Source organism: Peribacillus sp. NJ4 (assembly GCF_030348345.1).
Lineage (GTDB): Bacteria > Bacillota > Bacilli > Bacillales > DSM-1321 > Peribacillus.
The window spans coordinates 1,836,326-1,856,960 of sequence record NZ_JAUCFQ010000001.1 but is presented as its reverse complement, the minus strand read 5'-3'; the positions used below and the strand labels follow the sequence as shown (position 1 = coordinate 1,856,960).

The following is a 20,635-nucleotide window of genomic DNA, read 5'->3' as shown; positions in this document are numbered from 1 at the left end:
GGATAACTTTACTAACATTTTCCATACTGATGTGCACCATTTCTTCCACCTTGTAAACAACTTAACCACAGGTTATCCACTTTTAACTGTGGATAACAGAACGATTGTTCTCCACGTTTATTTCTGATACAGTAGGGGTACATCAAGGAAGACTTATCAATATATGCAAGTGAAAACCAAATTATTCCTCGCAATACCTACTGGAGGTGAGCAGCCGTAAATGGCGTTCTGATGCAAAAACTATCTGATGACCTGTTGCTGGAATCCTATTTTAAAGCGCAGAATTTAAAGTTAAGTACCGATTTCATCCGCCTCATAGAAACGGAAATTCATCGAAGATCCTTAACACATAAAATCCGATCAATTTTTTAATATGAAATACATAGGCTGACATTAAATGTCAGCCTTCTTATTTTCATTTGGAGTTAGACGGCTTTCATGAATCCGATTGTTTCACCGACACGGACATCAGCCGGAATGGATAAGTTTCCTTCAAGTTCAAAACTGCCTTTTTCAAAAAGAAGTACCACTGTCGACCCAAAGCTGAAATATGAAAATTCTTGTCCTTTTTCCAATTCATCCGATTCATCGGTAATGACGATTGAATTTATAAACATGGCCCCGACTTTCACCATTGCCAGGCTTCCAGCTTCATTTTGAAGTTCAGTTATTGTACGGTAATTTTTTGACAATGGCTCTTTTCCATATTTCATCCCCCATTTATTAACGGGGTACGATTTTCTTCCAAGCGTCCATCGTTTGACTACGGAACCCTTGATTGGTGCATGGATCCTATGGTAATGACTTGGGCTTAAGTATAACACGAGATATTTGCCGCCTAGGTACTTTTCCAAATAAAGCTCATCCCCGAGCATCTCCTCCATTGAATATACCTTTCCCTTAACGATGATCTTTTTATCAGCGGATATCTCCCCTGAATCCTCGAGTATACCGTCCACGGGACAAGCCACTGCAGAAGGAACGGCAGTGATGGGCCTGGCGTCCGCCTTTAACCGCCTTGTAAATAGATCATGCAGGTTCGTATACCCTTTTAAATCCTTACCAAATTCTTGTTGATTAAGGTTGAAAGTTTTTACATATAGTAAAATTAAGGGCCTGCTCCAACGAGATTGGCTAAAATGCTTTAATAAACCTGATGAATACCGACCATTCGTCAGTTCAATAAGAATGCGATACAAAGACTGATACAAATAAAACCACTCCAAATTGTAAAATTATTCAAAAATGACTTGCATAAATTGTGTTAAATAAAATATTATTATATAATAAATACTTATGTTTACTATATTTTGTTTTATTTTGTTTCATTTGAAAGGAGTGAAAAGATGTTTTTATTACACGCCCTAGATCAAACCATTAAAAAAGTGAAAGCACAAACAGCAAATATACTTACTTTAATGAATTTATCCCTTGGTGGATTTGCGATAATTGCCGTGATGCACGGCCAATTGAATTTAAGCCTGCTTTTAATCTTCCTGGCTGCCCTTGCAGATCGCTTTGACGGTATGGTTGCACGGAAGTTCAACATTGAATCGGAATTGGGTAAGCAACTTGATTCCATGTGTGACATCATTTCTTTTGGCGTCGCACCAGCTCTATTATTATACCAAGGAATATTAATAGAATTCGGAGCACCTGGCACACTCTTCACGGTTTTCTATATCGGCTGCGGCGCATTTCGCCTCGCCCGCTTCAATATAAGTGAAAGCAATGGGTATTTTACAGGAGTTCCCATTACGGTTGCCGGCTGCATCGCTACCTTAAGTTATCTCGCCATTCCATATTTTCATCCGGTCTTTTTCTTATCCCTTATGATTATATTATCATTACTCATGGTCAGTCCATTTAAAATGAGGAAAGTTTAAATAGGAAAGCGGATGTCCTAAACCGGACATCCGCTTTTTTTCGTTCATATTCAGCCTAAAGCTTTTTATGCCTTTCGGACAAGGGGATCAGTCAATCGTATGAATTCTTCTACATCCTCCATACAGGACTTAACCGCTTCTTCCCAAAAATCCCGGGTCGTTAAATCGACGCCTAAATGTTTCTCCGCCAAATCCTCGACCTTCATGGAACCAGTATCCTTTAATAGGGCGATATATTTTTCTTCGAATCCTGACGGTTCTTTCAGGGCATTCGCGTATATGCCTAATGAGAATAAGTATCCAAATGTGTACGGAAAATTATAAAATGGTACACCTGTAATATAGAAATGTAGCTTTGATGCCCAGAACGTTGGATTATAATCACTTAACGCATCACCATAAGCTTCTTTTTGTGCATCAACCATCAGTTCATTCAACCGTTCGGCACTGACATATCCTTGTTTCCTTTCATCATAAAATCTTGTCTCGAATAAGTAACGGGCATGGATATTCATCAATAATGATACGGAACGCTGAATTTTATCTTCTAAAAGAACCAACTTTTCTTCTTCACTGGCCGCTTCCTTCACAGCTGCATCCGATACGACCATTTCAGCAAAAGTAGAGGCTGTTTCAGCCACGTTCATTGCATATGATCGATTCAATGGATGGATATCCCTCATCGCATAAGAATGGAATGCATGCCCCAATTCATGGGCCAATGTCGATACATTGGAAGGGGTGCCCGAGTACGTCATGAAAATTCTTGACTGCTTATTTAATGGAAAGCCCGTGCAAAAACCTCCTGGCCTTTTACCTGGTCTGTCCTCCGCTTCAATCCAGCTATCTTCAAAAGCTTTTTGGGTGAATTTTGCTAATTGAGTGCCAAATTTAGAGAACTGCTGCACGATGAAGTCCGCACCTTCTTGATAATCCATCACTTTGGACTCGGCTGTGACAGCCAGCGGTGCATCCAAATCCGCCCAACTTAATTTATCCAAGTCCAGTAACTCTGCCTTCCTTTGTAAAAACCTCACAAGCGGCTCCTTATGGTCGGCAATTACATTCCACATACTTTCGAGGGTTTCTTTTTTCATCCTCCCTATTTCAAGAGGCTCCTTCAAAATATCATCCCAGCCCCTTTTTTCATTCACGCTGAGACGAAATCCCGCCAAGTGGTTCAAAGTCCGGGCAAAAAGATCATTTTTTTCCTCCCAAGCCTGTTCCCATGCAGTAAATAATTCTTTTCGGGCCATTCCATCGGGATCAGAAAATTTATTCGCCGCTTGGCCTACAGAAAGATTTTCACCCTTATAAGGGATGGTCATTGAACCAACGATCGTATCATACATTTGGCCCCAACCTTCGAAACCGTCCATGGACAATTGGGTGATTAATGATTCTTCCTTTACGGAAAGCTTTTCCTTTGCCCTTTCCCGACGTTCGTTCAATACGAATTTCAATTCATTCAATGGTTCTTTTTCGAGGATTTTTTTAAAAAACGCATCATCAAGCTGCAACAACTTTTCATCCAGCTTGCTTAACACCATTTTTAGTGAAGCGACTATCTTCATTTGTTTGATCCGCAGCTGACCTGCCTTTTTATCCTGCTCATTTTGAGCTTGCAGGCACCCGATGAAAGCACCGGCCTGTGACGATTTCATATTAGTGTTTTTTAAAAGGTCAAATGCCCTGATTAAACTGATTTCATCATTTCCTTCTGGATTGATATTGCTTACAAGTCGGTCTAATTCTTTTACCTCTTCGTTAATTTCATCTAAAAAAAGCAGGAACTCCTTGGAAGAACTTCCTCCTTTAAAAAAGATATCCAAATCCCATGTCAAAGAATATCCCATACTGCATTGCCCCCTTTTTATCAATAATCCTATTATAGAGGTTTTTTCAAAATTTTTCTAATTAAAAGGAATTTTCAGTATTTTTGTCAGAACATTTTTCTATATCCCACAATAAAAGCATGATATGATAATTATATTCTTGGGAAAGGGGTGGTTGATTCATATGAAATTATTTATCCACCTGTCTGCTATCATCCTTCTCCTATGGACACTGCCCATACAGTTCCACCATCATGCACAGCAGCTAACCATTGAAGAACATACAGATGTTCATCAATGGGAAAAGGCCGACAAGAAGCTGCCTTTCGTTCCTTTCCTTAGTTCCTGGCAGTCCATTATCATTGTTTTCATTTTCGAATTTTCCATTTTAAGTTTTCTTTATTTTCACTCAAATCTCCGCCAACGATATCTCAGTCCAGTTTTTTATCAGGCGAATTACGTTGCCTTACGCTCTGACATTTTATAAAAAATAAAATGGAGGAGTGATTCATATGTGGTTCCGACTAATTATGATAGGGGTCTTTTCTTTAACCGCTTCACGTCTGTTTCTTTTTCAGGGAATCGAGATTTATCATGCATTTGCAGATTTGATCAGAAATAAATATTAAAAAAAGAGTGCGGGGAAAGATCCCCGCACTCTTTTTACTTTTCATATCCTTTAGCTTTTTTTTCCTTCTCTTTTTCCGCCCTGTAAAATTCGTGGAACATCTTCATCAAGGCACGTTTTTCGATCCTTGATACATAACTGCGGGAAATGCCAAGCTCTTTAGCTATTTCCCGCTGGGTTTTTTCCTTTTTTAAATCGAGTCCGAACCTGCCTACAATGACTTCCTTTTCCCGTTCATCCAAAATATCAATGTACTTTTTCACTTTTTCAATTTCCATATTAAGCTGAATCGTATCGATTACATCTTCCGATTCCGATTTCAGCACATCGATTAAACTGATCTCATTTCCTTCTTTATCCTGACCGATCGGATCATGCAGGGAAATATCCTTCTTCGTTTTCTTAGTAGCCCGTAAATGCATCAAGATTTCATTTTCAATGCATCGCGCCGCATATGTGGCCAGCTTCGTACCCTTTCCATCCGAATAACTCTCAATGGCCTTTATCAATCCAATTGTCCCAATCGAAATCAAATCCTCTGTATCTTCGCCCGTATTCTCGAATTTCTTGACAATATGGGCAACAAGCCTGAGATTATGCTCGATCAGGATGTTACGGGCATCACCATCCCCTTCACTCATAAGCTTCAGATATCTCTTTTCATCCTGAGATGACAAGGGCTGGGGAAAAGCGTTGTTTTTCACATAGGAAACAAATAAGTAAAATTCTTTGATAATGTAACCGACAACTGTAAGTATTCCGGGCATTGGTTTCATCCCCCGTTTCTTTGGTTTCCCTATTCATACCTATGCAGCAATGGGCTTGTTCGTGTCTGTCCAGCTAAAAGAAATCATGAAAGTATTAAATGTTCAAACCAGACTGGTTGAATTCCCAAACGGACACGGGCAAACGTTCATATAATGAAAGTGAATTTTTAAGGAAAGGGGGTTTTTAGGGATGGGATATAACTATGGACCATACGGGTGCAGCTATGGTTATCCGGCTCCTGCACCTTGTTATGCCGGATCCGGTTACGGGTTTGGTTATGGCCTGTTTATCGTCCTCTTGATTTTATTGCTCATTTTCGGGTTTTGGTGGTTCACCGGATGTGGGTTTGGTTATGGCGGATCTGGTCCGTGCTGCTGATGCAAGCAAAGAAAAAAACTCGGCCCGAGTGCCGAGTTTTCCTCTTTTACTATTCATTTCAAATTGCGTAGCGACTGATCGACAACAACGGAAACGGCTATCACAGTTCCGGCCGTTAGCCGGTATCCTTCTCCTGCCAATAGCAACGCTTCTCTCCTTTTACGTATACCAGATTCAACATATTAACCTCCACCTTTCTTTAAATTATTATCGGGATACCAACCTCTTTATGTCTTTAGAAAAAAGGACGATGTTTCATCGCTTTGTCCAGATGTTCTTCTCTAATCTTGTGGATTCTCTCCTGTTGCAAACATTCCTCAGCAGTCATTTTTTTCATTTTTATCGTGATTGTGAAAAAAAGCATATTCAGTGTCATAATATCACCTCCTTTAAGGGAGCGGCCCAACAAAAAGGCATAAAAAGGCCGCAGAAAGTTACGTCCTCCTGCGGGATTTTTTAGAAAATATAAAAAGGCCGCAGGATAAAACACTTCTCCCTGCGGCCGCTATGTGAATGATTAATAAAGCCAAAAAATTGCTTTAGAAATATTCCGCTTGGCACAGGTCGAATTGTATGTGATTGTCATTTGAAACGGACCGGCTAATCTGATCAGTAACGATTACATCATATAGATACAACTTCATTTTCTTCGACCTCCCTTTGGAATATTTTTTATTACCTGGTAAGTATATCCATAAATTCGATATTTGTAAACGGCTTTTGCCTATTTTTTTGAAACTTCATTCTTTTTTCCCATTTTCAAGAGCAACTATTACCTCAAGGAGGCAATGAGTATGATATATCTGCCCATACAACGGGCAATAACGTAAGAAAAAACAAAAAAACCTGATTCTTGAAAGAATCAGGTTTGCTTCTATTGTTGTAAAGAATCCTGGTCATCCATTTCCGCCAGGGTCCTTTTATATTTATTGGATAATCGGAAAAATACTATGGATATGCCAAGGAACATAATTGTCGCTCCCATATAGACATATGTGTCAATCATCGTTTTGTCGCCAGAGGGAAGGATGGTTCCTAAATAGAAGAACGAGCCCACACATAACAATGTGATCGCAAATTGTTTAAAATCGACCATTTTCGAACGGAGCATTGCCGCCGTTTGTTTTTTGCGGTTTTTCATGCCATTCCACCTTCTTTCAAGCTAATAAGATATCGATATCTCATTCTACCATATTTATTCCAAATGACAGGGTGTAAATAATGGCAGGTAGCTATGAAGCGGTTCCTTTTCCGATTTATCCTTTTAGCGCTTGTTCCAAGTCTTCCAATAAGTCTTCAACGTCTTCCAGACCAACTGAAATACGAATCAACCCATCGGTTATTCCAAGCTCTGCACGGCGCTCTGCCGGAATCGAGGCATGTGTCATCAAGGCTGGAATCGAAATTAAGCTCTCCACTGCCCCTAGGCTTTCAGCCAGTGTGAAGAATTTCACTTTACTCAAAACGGATTCGGCTTTTTCGGCACTGCCGACATCGAACGAAACCATACCGCCGAAGCCACGCGATTGTTTTTTGGCAATATCATGGTTTGGATGGTTTTCAAGACCTGGGTAATAAATCTTCGAAACGTCTTTATGCCCGGATAGGAAGCTGACGATCCGAGATGTATTTTTTTCATGTTCTTCCATCCGGATTCCCAGCGTTTTAATGCCACGCATCAGCAACCATGAATCTTGGGGCCCTAGCACGCCTCCTGTAGAGTTTTGGATGAAATGAAGGTCATTGCCAAGTTTTTCATCATTCACCACGACAAGACCCGCTACAACATCGCTGTGTCCCCCCAGATACTTCGTAGCGCTATGAAGTACGATATCTGCTCCAAGTGTAAGTGGATTTTGCCAATATGGCGTACTGAAGGTATTGTCCACAATTGTAAGGATGCCGTTATCTTTAGCTATTTTTGATACCGCTTCTAGATCAGTAATCTTCAATAATGGATTCGTCGGAGTTTCAATGAACAGTGCCTTGGTATTGTCCTTGATCTCGTTTTCGATCGAATGTATGTCACTCGTATTGATGAACGTAGCTTCCACCCCAAAGCGGTTAAGCACTTTAGTGATGACCCGGAAAGACCCTCCATAAACGTCATCGGTCATCAATACATGATCACCTTGATTGAACAGCATCATAACCGCCGTCATCGCTGCCATTCCCGATCCGAAGGCGAATCCTCTTTTTCCTTCCTCCAGGTCCTTGATCAATTCCTCGAGTGCATGGCGGGTGGGGTTGCCTGTACGGGAATATTCATATCCCCGGTGATTCCCCGGACCATCCTGTTTATAAGTGCTCACTTGATAGATCGGCACCGAAACCGCTCCTGTTTTTTCATCACCAAAAATGCCGCCATGGATCAATTGTGTTTTTTTCCTCATTTCATATACCTCCCTGATAAATTTTTTTGCTTAAGTATCGTTCACTGGAATCCGGAAATATGACGACGATATTCGTACCCTGGGAAGCCTTGGCCGCTTCCTTCATGGCCGCTGCAAATGCCGCTCCGGAAGAACTGCCGACAAGCAGGCCTTCTTTGATCGCCAATTCCTTCACCATATGGAAAGCATCCTGATCGCTTATCGTATGAATTTGATCAAAATACGTTTCATCCATATAGGCAGGTAAAAATTCCATCCCTATCCCCTCGGTTTTATGGGGTCCTGCTTTGCCGCCGTTTAAAATCGATCCTTCTGGTTCGACAATGACCGTTTTGACGGCAGCATTCTTATCTTTTAAATATCGCGATGTTCCCATGAATGTCCCCCCCGTACCCGCACCGGCAACAAACACATCCACATCGCCATCCATCTGTTCCCATATTTCAGGTCCCAGCGTTTTATAATATGCATCAGGATTGGATGGGTTGGCAAACTGTTGGGGACAATAGGAACCCGGAATTTCAGCCAGCAACGCCTTAGCCTTGGCGATTGCTCCTTTCATTCCTTCCTCTGTCGGGGTCTGGATCACTTTTGCTCCAAGGGCACGCATCAATTCCTGTTTCTCGGCACTGAATTTCTCCGGAACACAAAATATCACGTCCACTCCACTGTTTATCGCCGCCAACGCCAAGCCAATCCCAGTATTTCCGGCAGTCGGTTCGATTATCGTCCCACCCTTTTTTACATTCCCAGTCCGCAAAGCTTCGGCTAACAGTTCTTGACCAAGCCGGTCCTTCACACTGCCTCCCGGATTAAAGTATTCCAGTTTGGCAAAGATACGGACTTCATCCGGAAGCTGGAAATGGGTGATTTCCATCATCGGCGTTTCCCCTATCAACTCATGAATATTTTGAAAGACTTTCATATTCGGACATCCTTTCATAGTTATCCTACCAATTTAATGAGGTTTATGCAATAAAGAATAACCAGCGGAAAGTCTTCCGCTGATCACTTAACATTTCATTTCATTTTTTCAACCATTTTTAAAATCAGTGCCGCTGAATGAAGAGCCGCAGTTTCCAGGAATTTATCAAAGGAAATATTGGACTCCTTACCTGCGATATCCGAAAGGGAACGAATAATGACAAACGGTGTTTTAAATTGGAAGGCCACTTGAGCAATGGCTGCCGCTTCCATTTCCACCGCATATAAATCCGAAAATTTCCCTCTGACGAATTCAACCCGATCAGGATCGTTCATGAAAGAATCCCCTGTCACGATCAACCCTTTCGCCACTTGTATATCCTCGATTTCTTTAGCTGCTTCTTCTGCGATTGCGAAAAGCTTTTCATCCGGAATGAAAGCTGCCGGCAGCTGAGGGACTTGACCGTACTCATATCCAAAAATCGTCACGTCGACATCATGGTGGCGAACCTCCTTGGATATGACCACATCCCCGACATTAAGTGCTGGATGGTAACCGCCGGCAGAGCCAGTATTGATGACAGCATCCGGTTTGAATTTTTCTAAAAGGATCGCAGTGGACATTGCCGCATTCACTTTACCGATTCCCGATTTAAGCAAAATGACCTCAACACCATTCAGTGTGCCTGTATTGAACTCGGAACCGGCAATGGTCACCTGTTCCAAACCTTCCAATTTATCACGTAAAATCGTAACTTCTTCTTCCATTGCTCCGATTATGGCTACTTTCATTAGTAAAAACCTCTTCCTATAATTTTTCCGCCTCCATAATCCAGACAAATTGATTGCAGCGCTCGAAGTTTACTTTATATCCATTTTCTTCAAGTACTTTCTCCAAAAAAGGAATCGTAGTATAATATTCCGTTTGCAAATCGTTCGCCAAATTATGAAAGCCTGCCTGCCTTGCATCTAGAATCGCTCGTTCATGCGCTTCCCTTGATTGATACATCGTATCCGCAAACACTATTTTACCACCAGTATTCAGTAACTTTCCATAGTTGGCTATCGCTTTTTCTTTTTCTTCATCGGTTAAATGATGAAACGCGTACGTACTCACGATCGAATCCACCTGCTCCGGCTTCGGAAAATCGATGAAATCGCCATCTACAATTTCCGTTTTTCCGCCCACTTTGCTTACCGCTATTTTTCTCATGGCGGGTGAAGGCTCGATTCCCGATACCTTTAGGCCTTTCTTCAAAAGCCTTTCCGTTAAATTCCCGGTACCTACGCCGAACTCCAGCACGTGACCCTGTGCCCGATACGTGACGCTGTCCAATATCCTATCATAATGTTTAAAAACTTCTTGATACTCAATATCGTGTCCACCAACAGTATCATCATACGATTTTGACCATTCTTCGAATAAATCTAAAAATTCTCTGCCCATTTTAATCACCTTTTTATGATGGAATAATAAAACCTATAAGCATAATATGAATTAAACACAAAAACAGTTCTTGTTTTTTAGGCAAATCCATCATTAGGTTCAGATACAAACAAAAAGGTATGTTAAACTAACAGTATCTAAATGTTGGAGGGGAACAATCATGGGTTTTCAACTCGACTTAAAATTATTCGAAGATAAAATAGAATTTTTCGAGGCAGAAAGCATTAAGAATCTTGAAGAAAAAATCCAATCACAAATTGAAATCAATAAAGCGATCATGCTTCAGGTTCAATCCGTGTCACACCAAATGTATGTTAGTGAGGAAGGCAGACGATTTTATAGCGCAGTCGTTCACTTTAAAGCCCAAAAGTAATCTCCATGAAAAAACCCCCGAAAAGATTCCTTTCGGGGGTTTTTAGTTTGGATAATTTAACTATTACCTTTTATCGTTTGACTTCAGCTCTTCGACTTTTACAGGTTTCCAACCTGATCCGTCCACCCATTCAATATGGACACGGAAGGTTTTAGGATTGTCCCCTTCAGAAACGGTTCCGATTGCCGTGTTAGGCGAACCGCCGTTTTGAAGCCACCATAGCATCATGCTTCCTTCATCGATTCCAGCGCCATTAGCAATGGCTTTACTCATTTCATTCCAATCGACCGAGCCCTTTTCGAAGCTTGTAGTGTGTTCCCCGGATTGCTCAGTTCCAACTGGTTTCCAGCCCTCACTCGTATATGTAGCCGCGACATTGCCATCTCCGCTGCCTTCCACTTCCACAAGTTCGGCATCCCCTGCTTTTTCTGGGTCTGAACCATCTTCAGCCTTCTCTTCTGTATCTTCCTCTGTTGCTTTACTATCTTCTTCATCTTCCTCTGTTGCTTTACTATCTTCTTCATCTTCCTCTGTTGCTTTACTATCCTCTTCTGCCTCTACCTTCTCTGAATCCGTTTCTTCCTCTTTCCCAGCAGGTTTGTCCACTACTTTTCCCTTTTCTTCGGCAATTTGCTTAGGTTCGGTCGTGGTTTTCTTTGATTCGGTGCCATCATCACTTAAGAAAATCGTGACTGCGACAATGACGATTAAAATGGAAACGATGGTGATTGCAATATTATATATTTTATTTACTTTTCTTTTTTGATCTCGCTGATTGAAACGTGAGCCCAAGGTCCATTCCTCCCTTACCATTTCTTACTGCCTCATTTTAACATGATTTAGCTAGAGATAGAAGGGAAGGGTTTCCTACACTTTTCGTCAATTCTCGCTATTGTCCTGGTTCTTGGAGTACAGGACTTTTACAATATCTGAAAAAAGCGGCGTCATACTGGAACTGTTTTCCTTTGTTTCAAAACTTACGGTAACAAGGGCATATTTTGGATCTTTATATGGAAAGTAGCCCGCAAACCATTTATTGAGCTTATTGAGCTCTCCTTTTTTAATATTCGTCTGAGCAGTTCCAGACTTGCCAGCGACCTCCACAGGTAAATCTCTCAAAGAAGCGCCAGTCCCTTTCTCCTCCGTTACGACTTTCCTCAGAAGATGCTGCATCTTCATCGTTGTATATGGAGACAGCGTTTCGCCGCCAATACTTTGATTGGGGAAATCGACTACGGTCATACTATTGTTAAATTCGACCTTGGAAACGGCTTTGACCTGTTCCTTCTTGCCACCGCGGGCAATCGTGGCCATCATATTCGCTATCGCGAGCGGTGTCGTTTGGACATCCTGCTGGCCAATGGCTGTTTTGGCAATCATTTTGGGATCTTTTTTTAAGTCGTCATCATGCCAGACCTTCCCGGTTTGTTCATGATGCAACTGAGTAACTTCCGTGTGATATACGTCCCCTTGCCAGCCCGTTTCGCCAACCAACCCTAACATTTTTGCATATTTATCCAAAAAGTCGGGATCCTTCTCAGCTATTTCCTGGGACAATTCGGCAAATGTCCTGTTACAGCTTTGGGCAAAACTATTTTCAAAATTAAGTATGCCCAGTTCCCTCTGCTTATCCGTTTTGCCGTCAATCGTTAAATTACAATTAAATGTCCTTGTGGGGCTTGCCGCTTCATAATCGATGGCAGCTGCTGCCGTAACCGTTTTAAAGACGGAACCCGGCGTTTTTTGAGTCAACATCATATTGACGGCCCCTTCGCCATTCGGATCTTTTATATTAAGCGCCGGACGTGATACCATGGCGACGATTTCACTTTTTTCGATATCGATGAGTACGAGACCGCCTTTTTTTATCCCGCGGTCATCTACGAGCTTCTCCGCTTTTTCCTGAATTTCTTTATCTATCGTCGTCACGACCTTCACTGGGTAAAGAGGATTAGCAGGTTCTACGTATTTTACATCGACACCGAACATGGGGCCCCCACTTGCGTCCACGTGAAATACGAGCTTCGATTCCCCAGCGGAAAGCAAGAACTCATCAAAGGTCCTTTGCAGTCCCGTATTTCCTATTTTCGTTTCAGGAGATAAATTCATGTCCGGATAACGTTTTTTCTTTTCCGCATCCGATATATTCGTCGTGCCGATCAATTGGGCCGCAGGGGTTTGATCATGATATAATTTCTCGTTCACCGCAAAGACCCCGGGTATCTTCAATTGATTGATTGCCTTCGATTGGCTGGGCGTCAACTCTATCGGTTCATCTCCGCCAAATACGAATGGTTCATCCGCTTGTTCAATTGCCCGTTTCAGCTCCGCTTCCGATCTGCCTATGATCGAGGCAATTTCATCTATAGGCCATGTCATTTTGTTCAAAAATGGAAATAGGACGAGTGTTGGGATTTCTTCATGTGCAAGTGGTTCCCCATTTCTGTCATAAAACTTTCCACGCCCATCATCAATCTTTAATATCTGTGAACGCTGATTCACACTTGCTTCTATCAGGTTCACATCATGCTTCGAAAAAGATTCTGTCGATACAAGTTGGATGTAGGCAAGCCTGCCTATGAGCATCAGCATAAAAGTGGTCAAAAAAAGAGCCAGCAACCTCATTCGTTTCTTTTTCATAAAATACACCTCGTAACCATTGTTGACGAGGTGCGAATTTTTAAACAATTATGAACAAATTTAACGCGGCGTTTTTCCGATATGAAAAGAGGATGCCCATATGGACATCCTCTTAAGCCGTTAATTAGCTGATGGATACAATCTTGACGCTCATTTCGCCGCCAGGTGTCATGATCGATACCTTGTCGCCGACCCTTTTCCCTATTAAGCTTTTCGCGATTGGAGAATCATTTGATATTTTCCCATCGAATGGGTCCGCTTCAACACTTCCTACGATGGAATATGTTTCTTCGTCACCATTTGGAAGTTCCACGAATGTTACCGTCTTTCCAAGTGAAACTGTATCTGTATTCGAATCATTGCCTTCAATGATTTTTGCATTACGGATCATGTTTTCGATTGTTGTAATACGTCCTTCAACGAATGCCTGCTCTTCTTTTGCGGAATCGTACTCTGAGTTCTCGGAAAGGTCCCCAAAACTGCGGGCGATTTTAATTCTCTCCACCACTTCTTTACGTTTAACCGTTTTTAATTGTTCCAGTTCCTGTTCAAGCTTTAACTTACCTTCTTTAGTCATTGGATATTCTTTTTCGATTGCCAAAACCCTTCACTCCTTCAAATTCTTTACAGCAAGCTTTCGCTGTGACAAGTTTATGTAGTATATAATGCTTAACTCTAAAACTCGAGTCAAAATATATATTTGCACGACTTAAAAAGTACGCGCTTTTATACTAAGGAACAACTCGGTCCTTAGTATATAAACCGACTGCGGTGGCAGCCGGTTCGTTCTGTATCAAGAATAGAGTATTGCGTTTTCCAGCATTTGTCCAGTCTTTCCCAATAAATAAATGGGATTATTTAAAAAACGGAGGAAAATGGCACCTATCATTATTTATGCTATGTTATTACAAAAAAGACTTTTGTTCAAGGATTGTTTGAATTTTTGTCACCATAAGGTCAATCGCCACATGGTTCTGACCGCCTTCTGGAATGATGATGTCGGCATAACGCTTCGTCGGTTCTATGAACTGATTATGCATCGGGCGAACGACACTGATGTATTGCTCGATGACTGAATCTATGGAACGTCCACGTTCTTTAATATCACGGGTCATCCGACGGAGTATCCGCAAGTCTGCGTCTGTATCAACATATAGTTTCATATCCATCAGGTCTCGAAGGCGCTCATCTTCCAGTACAAGGATCCCTTCAAGGATGATGACATCCTGCGGCTCAACTGTGATGACTTCTTCCGAACGTGTATGGATCGAATAATCATAAACTGGTTTTTCTATCGTTTCATAGCGCAGCAATGCGTTAAGGTGATCGATCAACAAATCATTATCAAATGCCAGCGGATGATCATAGTTCGTTTTCAACCGCTCTTCAAAAGGCAGATGACTTTGATCTTTATAGTAATAATCTTGTTCGATCATCAAGATCGAATGTCCTTGAAAGAATTCAAAAATGGAACGGGTAACACTTGTTTTACCTGATCCCGACCCTCCGGTAACTCCGATGACCACTGGTTTCTTCCTTGTCATGTCAATTCTCCTTCCGCATCATATTGTTCACATATACTTGATTATCTACTTGAATGCGGACAATTTGAAGCGGATGGCGGGCTGCCTCCAGCTCCTTACCTGACTCATCCCAGATCGTACCGATTTTTTGAGTGAAGTTTTCGATTTCCGGTCCAAAAAACTCCACTTCATCTCCAGGCTTGAAGAAGTTACGTTGCTGCATGGTGGCGATTTGAGTTTCCTCGTTGTAATCAAGCACCAAACCAGCGAAGTCGAAGCGAGTCTTTACGGTATGATTCCCGAACATTTGCTGTTTATACCCAGGAATTTCCCCTTCCATGAAAGATGATGCCGTCTCACGGTTCGCACACTTATCAAGCTCCTCCAGCCATTCTTGTTTAATCCTGAAATTGTCCGGATCGGCACAATACGCATCAATCACCTTACGATAAACGCTGACAACTGTAGCAATATAATGAATGGACTTCATTCTTCCTTCGACTTTTAAGCTATCTATGCCAATTTCAATCATGCCTGGCAAGGACTCTATCAGCTTCAGGTCTTTTGGACTCATTGCGAATGGAGCATCTTCTTTATCGAATAAAGCCTTTTCCCCTTCTTGATCCAACTCATATAAATCGTAATCCCAACGGCAAGACTGACAGCAGCCGCCGCGATTCGAATCCCGCGCCGTCATATGGTTCGAAAGGGTGCAGCGTCCAGAATAGGCAATGCACATGGCCCCGTGAACGAAAGCCTCGATTTCAATATCGACCTTCTCCTTCATCTCACGGATTTCATCAGCACTCGTCTCACGTGCCAAAACAACCCGCTCCAAGCCTTCCTCTTTCCAATACTGAACAGCCTTCCAGTTCGATAGCGATTGCTGCGTGCTTAAATGGATTTCGACGTTCGGAGCGACCCGTTTACACGTTTCGATGATTAATGGATCGGCGACGATGATACCATGAACTCCAGCTTCCTGAAGGCCTTCCAGGTATTCATCCAGACCATCGATATTTTCATTATGTGCGAAGATATTGGTTGTTACATATACTTTAGCGCCATATTTTTTAGCGAATTCGACGCCTTCCTGCATTTCCTCAAACGTGAAGTTGCCGGCATTGGAACGAAGGCCATATTCCTGACCGCCAATGAACACGGCATCCGCACCGTAATGGACGGCAATTTTTAATTTTTCCAGGTTGCCAGCCGGAGCCAGCAATTCCGGTTTTTTTACAATGACTCTCTTTCCATCAACGATCTTGGAAATTTTATCAGCAATAGCATTCAAGGCTATTCCTCCTCTTTCTCTTACCCTTTTCTTTAATAAACCGATTCCTTAAAGAAGAATCCTGTATCCAACTCACGGGTATCCGGCTGAACCGCTTTTACTTTTTCAAAAAGTTCCGTTTTCAGGTCATCATAACGTTCAGGGTCTTCTGCACAAACGTCAATCGCTTCCCGATACAACTTTGTCATTTCGTTGATATATTCCGGTGTTTGTAATATCCCTTCGATTTTCAGGGAATCAATTTCCGCTTCAATCAATTCCTGAAGTTCATCGATCATGCACATATCATTCGGACTCATGATATGTGTACCATTTTCATCTTCATAAATCGGGTATTTATTTTCACGTTCCTTATCATGCAAGAACATATTTCTATGTTCCTTCCGATTTTCCACTTCCAATGCCTTGCCTTGGTATTCAAAGTAATTACCAAGGAGCGTCCGCTTCGATTGGAACATGCATGTCATGCCGTGCACTTGCACTTCAATCTCCACTTCGGCATTTTCCTTCATTTCCACTATCTCGTCCATACTTATCTCACGGGCAGCAACGGCACGGACAGCACCGCGTTTCCCCCAATAATTACATGTGTACCAGTTCGTTACCGTCATCTCTGTATTCCAGTGCAGGGGCATATCAGGTGCCACGGCACGGACAGCCATTAAGACCGCTGGATCACCGAATATGATCCGGTCGGCACCAGCCTGCTTAAGGAATGTGACATACCCTTCAAGCTCGTCCACTTTTTCATTATGAAAAATGGCGTTCATGGATACATATACTTTCTTGCCTGCGGCATGTGCAAGCTCAATCGCCTTCTTGACGTCTTCACGTTTGAACTCCCCTGCCAGCCTAAGCGCATAACGTTGTTCCCCAATGACGAAGGCATCAGCTCCAGCATCGATAAGTTCTTTTATATGATCGACACTTGTCGGAGTCACGAGTAATTCAGGCTTTTTCATTTTTGTCACCTCTATGTTTACTTATGGCCACACCATCACCAATCGGCAAAATTACGGTATCGAAATGAGGATGGTCATGTAACCAGATGTTAAAGTCTCTGATTTTTTTGATGAGAGCTCGCTTTCGTCTCGTCATTTCCATTTCTTCAATGTTTTCGGCAACCAAGCCTTTAAATAAAACATTATCAGTAATGATAATGCCAGCATCAGCAAGGAATGGTTCAAACAGTTCAAAGAATCGCTTGTACTGCCCTTTAGCTGCATCAACGAAGATGATATCAAACGGACCATGTTCCATGACTTTCGGTCCTGCTTCAAGGGCATCCCCTTCAATGAGGGTAATCCTTTCCGAAAGCCCAGCCTTCTTGATGTTAGCTCTTGCCTGCTCAATACGGGCTTCATTCCGTTCAAGTGTGACGATTTTAGCCTCCGGAAGGGTCTCAGCCATCCTTATGGCCGAATAGCCAATCGCTGAACCAACCTCCAATATCGACTTAGGCTGGTGGAGCCTTAAAATCTGAAGCAGCACCTCAATGCCTTCCGGCTCCATGATCGGCACATTATTTTCCATTGCAAAATCTTCCAACTCCTTAATCAAACCCGTACGCTCCGGAATTAAGGAATGAAGATATTGTTCTATTTTTCCGTTCAAAACGTTTCCTCCAATTATAAGAAAAACGAAAGCGCTTGGTCAGTGCATGAAGAAATTGATCGGTCAAAAACTATTGCCTACAATTTTTCACAAGGAGCTGAAACAAGTATGCTTGACGATCTACATTTCCTTATCTTTCAAAATAAAACCCGGCATTCGCCGAGTTACGTCACCGATAAAAATCGAATCTAAAATTCACTTGTACTATTCTATCATAAAAACAAGGGGAAAGTAATATCTCTCCCCCCTCAGTCGCATTGCATTTTTTATTTATTTATTGGAAATATGCTCTGCCTTTTTGTTATTGTGGTCATCCAAGGTTTTGGAGTACAGGACTTCCCCTTCAGGTGTTGCCAAAAAGTATAGGAAATCCGTTTTCTCAGGTTTCAATACCGCATCGATCGATGTCGTTCCGGCATTGGCAATCGGTCCTGGCGGCAGCCCCTTGTTCTTATACGTATTATAAGGGGACTTAACCTCAAGGTCTTTGTAATATACCCTGCTCTTATGTGAACCTTTTGCATACAAAACAGTCGGATCCGTTTGAAGCGGCATATCTTCCTCGATACGATTGTAAAAGACGGAAGCTATCTTTCCGCGATCGACTTGTGCCGTCGCTTCCTCTTCGACAAGCGAAGCGAAGGTCAGCATCTCGTGTACGGAATAATCGTTTTTGTCCATCAGGGTCTCGTATGCCTGTAATGTCTCTTCCGTTTTCTTCAGCATCTCGATGACTATGGATTCCATGGTCGGCTTTTCCTCATAAAAGTCATAAGTAGCTGGGAAAAGGTACCCTTCAAGCGGATATAATACCTTTTCATTTTCAATTTCCGACGTCAAGAGCTCCGGAAATCTCTCTTGCATGGACTTGACGAATTTCTTATCATTCAATACCTTAAAGACCTTTTTCGGATCTTCACCGGTCTTCACTGCGATGATATCGGCAATTTGGATAAGCTGCTTTCCTTCAGGAATCGTTATCTTCAATGCAGCTTCTTTCATGAGTTTCCCGGTTTTGATGCTTGTGACAATATCTTCAATTGGCATCGAAGGCGATAATTTATACTCACCTGCCTGAAAACCGGATTCATTGCGGAACTTAATGTAATATTTGAATACACGTGCGTCCTTGATTATTCCCTGTTCTTCTAGCAGTGTTGAAATTCCATTCACGGAAGAACCGATTGGGATTTTCACTTTCTTGATGGTATCATCATCAGGATCGACTGGTTTCATGGCTGAGTTGATATATAAAAAGCCCACAAGACCAACTATCCCAATTAATACAATAAGCGAAGCTATCGTAATCATGATGATTTTACGGACCAGCCTGGCTTCTCCTTGCTGTTCTAACAATTTCATACGGATATGTTCCTTTTTAGATAAATTTTTATCTTTTTCATCCATTTTCATTCCCCCTGCAAACTCACACCAACTACAGAATGGTTTCTCGATGATGCTTTCTCTAATTAAACTTTGCTTCGAACATTATACTAAAATCAACAAATAATTACATGGTTTTTGCAAAACTACATTCATTACTACTCTATTTATGGCAAAAAAGCACTAGTTTTGTCAATATTCAGGTATTATTTAATAGAAAAAGCCCTTAAATTTGTTTCCCTGCATGTGTTAGGCATTTCAGTCAATGACAGGAATATCATGTAGTGATGCCGATATTAATTTTCAGATGAGGGAAGGTGTGAAGGAGTTGGATAATTCTTATTTTGTAGGTTGGGGGACATTGGCACTCATTAACGCAGGACTTGCTCAAGGTAAAAATAGAACGGCGCTGAATTGGTTCTTGCTCTCATTATTTTTGGGTCCGCTCGCTACTTTTTTTTTTATTCGCAGCTAAAAGATAAGGGTTTACTGGTACATAAATGAAAAAACCGACCTCGATCGAGGTCGGTTTTTTCTGATATTATTCTTCTTCAGCTTCTTCTTGGTCAAGGAATGTATTTAACATTTCTTCGACTAGATCCCATTCTTCTTCTGTTTCGATCGGTGTAAGTTCACCATCTTTATTATCTTCGCTTGGTATGAATGATGAAGCGTGGATTTCAATTTCTTCCTCTTCATCTTCTGCAGACATCGGATAGTAAAGTACATAAGATTTGTTGAATTTATCTGAGTCGAATGTGAAAAGGATTTCGCAAAGCTGCTCGTTTCCGTTTTCATCTACTACTGTAATGTTGTTTTCGCCGTGTTCCATTTGTATTCACCTCATATTGAATTTGTTTGTCTGTCCAAGAATCCCTGCAGAATCATGACAGCAGCCATTTTATCAATGACTTTCTTGCGTTTGCTTCGGCTCACGTCCGCCTCAAGAAGGACACGTTCAGCCGCCATAGTTGTCAACCGTTCATCCCAGAGAAACACCGGCAGCTTGAATTTTTTTTCTAATCGTTTAGCGAAATCTTGACTGATCTCGCCTCGCGGTCCAACAGTTCCATTCATATTTTTAGGTAACCCCAGGACAATTTTAGAAACTTCATGCTCTTTTATAATTTCATTGAGACGTTTAAAGCCGAAGTCATTTCCAGCTTCGTTAATTTTAATCGTTTCCAATCCTTGTGCAGTCCAACCCATCGCGTCACTCACGGCAACGCCGATGGTTTTTGAACCTAAATCAAGTCCCATTGTGCGCATTAGTATTCCTCTCGATGGTTCTTAAGATACGACTTAACCAATTCTTCGATGATTTCATCGCGTTCAAGCTTACGAATAATGTTCCGAGCGTCCATATGGCGCGGGATGTAGGCCGGGTCACCAGATAATAGATAACCGACAATTTGGTTGATCGGGTTATAACCTTTTTCCTGAAGAGCAACATAAACTTGAGACAATACTTCTTGTACATCTCTTTCGAATGGTTCTTCGGGAAAATTAAATTTCATCGTTTTATCAAAGGAACTCATTAACATGCACC

General features: G+C 41.8%; 26 protein-coding genes. 6 read left to right on the top strand and 20 right to left on the bottom strand.

Annotated features, from left to right (window positions below; translation table 11 throughout):
* Nucleotides 1-231 precede the first annotated feature (231 nt).
* A complete protein-coding gene (locus tag QUF94_RS09285) occupies nucleotides 232-372 on the top strand; it encodes a sporulation histidine kinase inhibitor Sda (protein WP_034311351.1) in 141 nt (46 codons plus the stop codon).
* A gap of 53 nt (nucleotides 373-425) precedes the next feature.
* Here QUF94_RS09285 and QUF94_RS09280 read toward each other — a convergent pair whose 3' ends face one another.
* The gene (locus QUF94_RS09280; protein ID WP_289315603.1) at nucleotides 426-1,211 is read right to left on the bottom strand and encodes a phosphatidylserine decarboxylase; all 786 of its coding nucleotides are present in this window, start codon (nucleotides 1,209-1,211) and stop codon (nucleotides 426-428) included.
* A gap of 135 nt (nucleotides 1,212-1,346) precedes the next feature.
* On the opposite strand from QUF94_RS09280, the gene pssA reads away from it, so the two are divergent.
* The gene (gene pssA, locus QUF94_RS09275; RefSeq protein ID WP_289315602.1) at nucleotides 1,347-1,886 is read left to right on the top strand and encodes a CDP-diacylglycerol--serine O-phosphatidyltransferase; all 540 of its coding nucleotides are present in this window, start codon (nucleotides 1,347-1,349) and stop codon (nucleotides 1,884-1,886) included.
* A 65-nt stretch (nucleotides 1,887-1,951) separates the two neighbouring features.
* Here the strand turns inward: pssA and QUF94_RS09270 are convergent, their stop codons facing one another.
* On the bottom strand, nucleotides 1,952-3,742 hold the full coding sequence (locus tag QUF94_RS09270; protein WP_289315601.1) for a M3 family oligoendopeptidase: 1,791 nt from the start codon (nucleotides 3,740-3,742) through the stop codon (nucleotides 1,952-1,954).
* A gap of 163 nt (nucleotides 3,743-3,905) precedes the next feature.
* Between QUF94_RS09270 and QUF94_RS09265 the strand changes: the two genes are divergently transcribed.
* Nucleotides 3,906-4,208 (top strand): hypothetical protein, encoded by a 303-nt coding sequence (locus QUF94_RS09265; RefSeq protein ID WP_289315600.1) that lies wholly within the window; start codon nucleotides 3,906-3,908, stop codon nucleotides 4,206-4,208.
* A gap of 176 nt (nucleotides 4,209-4,384) precedes the next feature.
* Here QUF94_RS09265 and sigK read toward each other — a convergent pair whose 3' ends face one another.
* On the bottom strand, nucleotides 4,385-5,116 hold the full coding sequence (sigK, locus tag QUF94_RS09260; protein ID WP_289315599.1) for an RNA polymerase sporulation sigma factor SigK: 732 nt from the start codon (nucleotides 5,114-5,116) through the stop codon (nucleotides 4,385-4,387).
* Nucleotides 5,117-5,306: 190 nt separating this feature from the next.
* Here sigK and QUF94_RS09255 point away from each other — a divergent pair, with 190 nt between their 5' ends.
* Nucleotides 5,307-5,495 carry a hypothetical protein gene (locus tag QUF94_RS09255; protein ID WP_289315598.1) on the top strand — a complete coding sequence of 63 codons (189 nt, stop codon included), beginning with the start codon at nucleotides 5,307-5,309 and terminating at the stop codon, nucleotides 5,493-5,495.
* A gap of 235 nt (nucleotides 5,496-5,730) precedes the next feature.
* On the opposite strand, the gene QUF94_RS09250 is transcribed toward QUF94_RS09255, so the two are convergent.
* The 6 genes from QUF94_RS09250 to QUF94_RS09225 all read right to left on the bottom strand — a co-directional run bounded on the left by QUF94_RS09250 (nucleotide 5,731) and on the right by QUF94_RS09225 (nucleotide 10,259).
* Nucleotides 5,731-5,871: a YrzI family small protein gene (locus QUF94_RS09250; protein ID WP_072273247.1), complete on the bottom strand. Its 141-nt coding sequence runs from the start codon at nucleotides 5,869-5,871 to the stop codon at nucleotides 5,731-5,733.
* A gap of 498 nt (nucleotides 5,872-6,369) precedes the next feature.
* The gene (locus tag QUF94_RS09245) at nucleotides 6,370-6,636 is read right to left on the bottom strand and encodes a YrhC family protein (RefSeq protein ID WP_289315597.1); all 267 of its coding nucleotides are present in this window, start codon (nucleotides 6,634-6,636) and stop codon (nucleotides 6,370-6,372) included.
* 115 nt (nucleotides 6,637-6,751) lie between these two features.
* A complete protein-coding gene (locus QUF94_RS09240; protein WP_289315596.1) occupies nucleotides 6,752-7,888 on the bottom strand; it encodes a bifunctional cystathionine gamma-lyase/homocysteine desulfhydrase in 1,137 nt (378 codons plus the stop codon).
* 1 nt (nucleotide 7,889) lies between these two features.
* On the bottom strand, nucleotides 7,890-8,813 hold the full coding sequence (locus tag QUF94_RS09235; protein WP_289315595.1) for a PLP-dependent cysteine synthase family protein: 924 nt from the start codon (nucleotides 8,811-8,813) through the stop codon (nucleotides 7,890-7,892).
* Between the two features lie 95 nt (nucleotides 8,814-8,908).
* A complete protein-coding gene (gene mtnN, locus QUF94_RS09230; RefSeq protein WP_289315594.1) occupies nucleotides 8,909-9,604 on the bottom strand; it encodes a 5'-methylthioadenosine/S-adenosylhomocysteine nucleosidase in 696 nt (231 codons plus the stop codon).
* A 16-nt stretch (nucleotides 9,605-9,620) separates the two neighbouring features.
* Nucleotides 9,621-10,259 carry a class I SAM-dependent DNA methyltransferase gene (locus QUF94_RS09225; protein ID WP_289315593.1) on the bottom strand — a complete coding sequence of 213 codons (639 nt, stop codon included), beginning with the start codon at nucleotides 10,257-10,259 and terminating at the stop codon, nucleotides 9,621-9,623.
* Between the two features lie 160 nt (nucleotides 10,260-10,419).
* Here QUF94_RS09225 and QUF94_RS09220 point away from each other — a divergent pair, with 160 nt between their 5' ends.
* Nucleotides 10,420-10,632, top strand: coding sequence for a DUF2536 family protein (locus tag QUF94_RS09220; RefSeq protein ID WP_289315592.1), 213 nt, complete (start codon nucleotides 10,420-10,422; stop codon nucleotides 10,630-10,632).
* Between the two features lie 63 nt (nucleotides 10,633-10,695).
* On the opposite strand, the gene QUF94_RS09215 is transcribed toward QUF94_RS09220, so the two are convergent.
* From QUF94_RS09215 to mltG, 8 genes are all read right to left on the bottom strand, one after another.
* The gene (locus tag QUF94_RS09215) at nucleotides 10,696-11,424 is read right to left on the bottom strand and encodes a YrrS family protein (protein WP_289315591.1); all 729 of its coding nucleotides are present in this window, start codon (nucleotides 11,422-11,424) and stop codon (nucleotides 10,696-10,698) included.
* An 87-nt stretch (nucleotides 11,425-11,511) separates the two neighbouring features.
* Nucleotides 11,512-13,272, bottom strand: coding sequence for a peptidoglycan D,D-transpeptidase FtsI family protein (locus tag QUF94_RS09210; RefSeq protein WP_289315590.1), 1,761 nt, complete (start codon nucleotides 13,270-13,272; stop codon nucleotides 11,512-11,514).
* A gap of 124 nt (nucleotides 13,273-13,396) precedes the next feature.
* Nucleotides 13,397-13,873: a transcription elongation factor GreA gene (gene greA / locus QUF94_RS09205; protein WP_289315589.1), complete on the bottom strand. Its 477-nt coding sequence runs from the start codon at nucleotides 13,871-13,873 to the stop codon at nucleotides 13,397-13,399.
* 304 nt (nucleotides 13,874-14,177) lie between these two features.
* A complete protein-coding gene (gene udk, locus QUF94_RS09200; RefSeq protein ID WP_144479404.1) occupies nucleotides 14,178-14,816 on the bottom strand; it encodes a uridine kinase in 639 nt (212 codons plus the stop codon).
* Between the two features lies 1 nt (nucleotide 14,817).
* Nucleotides 14,818-16,089, bottom strand: a complete 1,272-nt coding sequence (locus QUF94_RS09195; RefSeq protein WP_289315588.1) for a peptidase U32 family protein — start codon at nucleotides 16,087-16,089, stop codon at nucleotides 14,818-14,820.
* A 32-nt stretch (nucleotides 16,090-16,121) separates the two neighbouring features.
* Nucleotides 16,122-17,051 (bottom strand): peptidase U32 family protein, encoded by a 930-nt coding sequence (locus QUF94_RS09190; RefSeq protein WP_289315587.1) that lies wholly within the window; start codon nucleotides 17,049-17,051, stop codon nucleotides 16,122-16,124.
* Nucleotides 17,038-17,703 carry an O-methyltransferase gene (locus QUF94_RS09185; protein WP_289315586.1) on the bottom strand — a complete coding sequence of 222 codons (666 nt, stop codon included), beginning with the start codon at nucleotides 17,701-17,703 and terminating at the stop codon, nucleotides 17,038-17,040. Before QUF94_RS09185 ends, QUF94_RS09190 begins: the two co-directional genes overlap by 14 nt.
* A 270-nt stretch (nucleotides 17,704-17,973) precedes the next feature.
* Nucleotides 17,974-19,110 carry an endolytic transglycosylase MltG gene (mltG, locus tag QUF94_RS09180; RefSeq protein ID WP_289315585.1) on the bottom strand — a complete coding sequence of 379 codons (1,137 nt, stop codon included), beginning with the start codon at nucleotides 19,108-19,110 and terminating at the stop codon, nucleotides 17,974-17,976.
* Nucleotides 19,111-19,351: 241 nt separating this feature from the next.
* On the opposite strand from mltG, the gene QUF94_RS09175 reads away from it, so the two are divergent.
* Nucleotides 19,352-19,561, top strand: coding sequence for a hypothetical protein (locus QUF94_RS09175; RefSeq protein ID WP_289318491.1), 210 nt, complete (start codon nucleotides 19,352-19,354; stop codon nucleotides 19,559-19,561).
* Nucleotides 19,562-19,627: 66 nt separating this feature from the next.
* Here the strand turns inward: QUF94_RS09175 and QUF94_RS09170 are convergent, their stop codons facing one another.
* From QUF94_RS09170 to QUF94_RS09160, 3 genes are read right to left on the bottom strand one after another with little or no spacing between them, the layout of a single operon-like run.
* Nucleotides 19,628-19,918, bottom strand: a complete 291-nt coding sequence (locus QUF94_RS09170) for a DUF1292 domain-containing protein (RefSeq protein ID WP_289315584.1) — start codon at nucleotides 19,916-19,918, stop codon at nucleotides 19,628-19,630.
* Between the two features lie 11 nt (nucleotides 19,919-19,929).
* Complete coding sequence (ruvX, locus tag QUF94_RS09165; protein WP_064463555.1) at nucleotides 19,930-20,355, bottom strand: Holliday junction resolvase RuvX; 426 nt, start codon at nucleotides 20,353-20,355, stop codon at nucleotides 19,930-19,932.
* On the bottom strand, nucleotides 20,355-20,624 hold the full coding sequence (locus QUF94_RS09160) for an IreB family regulatory phosphoprotein (protein WP_034311358.1): 270 nt from the start codon (nucleotides 20,622-20,624) through the stop codon (nucleotides 20,355-20,357). Before QUF94_RS09160 ends, ruvX begins: the two co-directional genes overlap by 1 nt.
* Nucleotides 20,625-20,635 lie beyond the last annotated feature (11 nt).